The sequence below is a fragment of the Thermovirga sp. genome, assembly GCA_012523215.1.
GTDB lineage: Bacteria > Synergistota > Synergistia > Synergistales > Thermovirgaceae > 58-81.
The window spans coordinates 1-2,444 of record JAAYIZ010000217.1 but is presented as its reverse complement, the minus strand read 5'-3'; the positions used below and the strand labels follow the sequence as shown (position 1 = coordinate 2,444).

General features: G+C 56.7%; 4 protein-coding genes. All 4 read left to right on the top strand.

From position 1 onward, the window contains the following. Nucleotides 1-27 precede the first annotated feature (27 nt). The gene (locus GX108_06255) at nt 28-492 is read left to right on the top strand and encodes a pyridoxamine 5'-phosphate oxidase family protein (protein ID NLO56639.1); all 465 of its coding nucleotides are present in this window, start codon (nt 28-30) and stop codon (nt 490-492) included. A 16-nt stretch (nt 493-508) separates the two neighbouring features. Further along, entirely contained in the window at nt 509-1,141 is a 633-nt protein-coding gene (locus tag GX108_06250; protein NLO56638.1) for a DedA family protein, read from the top strand. Nucleotides 1,142-1,508: 367 nt separating this feature from the next. After that, the gene (locus GX108_06245; protein ID NLO56637.1) at nt 1,509-1,652 is read left to right on the top strand and encodes a hypothetical protein; all 144 of its coding nucleotides are present in this window, start codon (nt 1,509-1,511) and stop codon (nt 1,650-1,652) included. A gap of 211 nt (nt 1,653-1,863) precedes the next feature. Beyond that, the coding region (locus GX108_06240) for a COG1615 family transporter (GenBank protein ID NLO56636.1) at nt 1,864-2,444 on the top strand (581 nt) is incomplete at its 3' end.

The window sequence follows — 2,444 nt, the reverse complement described above, 5'->3', positions numbered from 1 at the left end:
CAAAACTGAGGACGAGGAGGAAAGGACATGAGGCGCAAGGACAAGGAGATCACCGACGAAGCCCAGATCAGGGGGATCCTCGAAAGGGGCAAGGTCTGCCGGGTGGCCTTTTTCGACGAAGGCTATCCCTACATGGTACCCCTCTGCTTCGGCTTCGACGGCAAGGCCCTTTACTTTCATGGTTTCAACGGCGGTAAAAAGATGGAATGTCTTAGAAAAAATCCCAAGGTCTGCTTCGAGGTCGATGAGGACATCGAGGTCGTTCAAGATCCCGACCCCTGCGAGTGGACCATGAAATACAGGAGCGTCGTCGGTTTCGGGACGGCCACCATCCTGGAAGGGATGGAAGAAAAGAGGGCGGGGTTGAACCAAGTGGTAAGACAGTACGCCGGCCGGGAGCTTCCCTTTCCGGATCAGGCAATGGCGACAATCGCCGTGGTCAGGATAGGCATTGATTCCATGACGGGCCGCCGGAACGGGTACGTACTCTGAAAATCGGGAGCCGGCGATGCTCGGTCAGATTGTTACCTGGATAGTCTCCACCATAGGGAAAATGGGCTACACCGGCGTGGTAGCCCTAATGTTCTTGGAGTCGTCCTTTATCCCCTTCCCCAGCGAAGTGGTGGTCCCCCCTGCGGGTTACCTCGCGGCCCTGGGCCGGATGAACCTCTTTCTGGTCATCCTGGCCGGCATCGCCGGAAGCATCCTTGGTGCGATCTTCAACTACTGGATCTCCCTCACCTTCGGACGCCCTTTCTTCAAAAGATATGGCAAGTACTTCCTGGTCAGCGATAAGGCCCTGGACCGCGCCGACGAGTACTTCGCGAGGCACGGTCATGTAAGCACCTTCATCGGCAGGCTCCTTCCAGGCATACGACAACTCATATCCCTGCCGGCGGGGCTGACAAGAATGAACATTCCCCTCTTCCTTTTCTACACCTCCCTCGGGTCAGGCATCTGGGTGGTTATCCTCGCCTGCGTCGGATACTGGGTGGGCAACAACCAGGCCCTGGTACACCGGTACATGCACACCGCCTCCTACGTCCTCATCGCAGTCTGCGCGGCGCTGGCCTCCGGCTACGTGATCCATTGCAGGAGAAAGAGCCCGAAAAGCAAAACCACAAATCATAGAACATTGTAAAACGTAAACCTCCGAGGCGAAGGGAAGTGTTGATTGTCCTTCCCAGCCCGCCACGGGCAGGCGAGGAATCCTCGCTTTAACAAAGCGACACGAGATCTCCGATCTCGTGACTCATGGCCTTTGTGACTCGCGATTTTTAATAATTTGACGATACTTTTCATTCTATGTATACTCCATACACAGAAAGTAGCGCCTGTACCAACAGCAAAATTAAAGAATGTCCCCGGGTAACACCGCACAAATTATTCCAGCCGCCACTTCCCGGGGTTCAGGCGTTGAGTGAGCTCCCAGTCCGCGTCACCGAGGCCTGGCCTAGCTCCCGGCGGAGGCCTAAAAATGGAACGAGCCGGAAAGGGGGGAACGCGGTATGAAGGGCAAGACAATGCTATTGATGATCCTGGTGGCCCTCGTGGTCGTCGCCGCCCTGGTGATAATGAACAAGGGCAAGTCCGAGATCCCGCCCCCGCCAGAAGAGGCGGCCGTGGTGGAGATGGAAACGGCCGATTCCTAGAATACCCTTTGTGTCGGCGAACAAATTTTCATCTTTCTCTTACATTTTGCCGGCTGAGTCACAGGAGGATCTGCTGACCTCCATGCATGCGTTATGGCCGCCCGCTTTTTTCGCGGGCGGCCTTTTTTGCCTGTTCCAACGGAACATGGTACATTGTGCCAGTAAAAAACCCAACGTGAAGACTATCTAAAAAAGCGAGAGGCGGCAAGTCATGTCAATGAGAGATATTTTCCAGGGACCACCCTTCTGGGAGGGCGAACGCCGCGGGCGAATTCCTTCCCTGAAAGTCAAAAAAGGCGTCTGGATCATCCTGGGGGCGCTCCTGCTCCTGGTGGTGATCGTGCCGGCGACGGCCACCTTTTATACCGACCTGCTATGGTTCCGGGAAAGGGGACTCTCGCAGGTCTTCTGGACCAGGCTGCTCCCCCAGTGGGTGATGCTCGCCGCGGCGGCTGTCGCGGCTTTTGCGATCTTTTCCCTGAACTGGCTCAGGGCGCGCAGGTCCGCCATGAGGGAACTCGCCTTTTCATCCCTGCCCGGTGAGATCATCGACATACCCATGCGGGCCTCGGCCGTGGTGGTGGTGATCGTCGCGGCGGTCCTGGCCGTCATGAACGGCCTGGCCGTCCGTTCGGAATGGATGAAGGTGCTCCAGTTCCTGAACAGGACCCCCTTCGGGAAAAGCGACCCTGTCTTCGGCAGGGACGTAGCTTTTTACGTCTTCGATATCCCCTTCCTGTCGCTTTTCCAGGGCTGGCTCCTCAGCACCCTGGTCACAACCATCATGGGAGT

What these genes read in the sequence shown, in the direction of transcription:
- GX108_06245 (NLO56637.1), top strand. Translation starts at nt 1,509, where the DNA reads ATGAAGGGCAAGACAATGCTATTGATGATCCTGGTGGCCCTCGTGGTC.
- GX108_06250 (NLO56638.1), top strand. Translation starts at nt 509, where the DNA reads ATGCTCGGTCAGATTGTTACCTGGATAGTCTCCACCATAGGGAAAATG.
- GX108_06255 (NLO56639.1), top strand. Translation starts at nt 28, where the DNA reads ATGAGGCGCAAGGACAAGGAGATCACCGACGAAGCCCAGATCAGGGGG.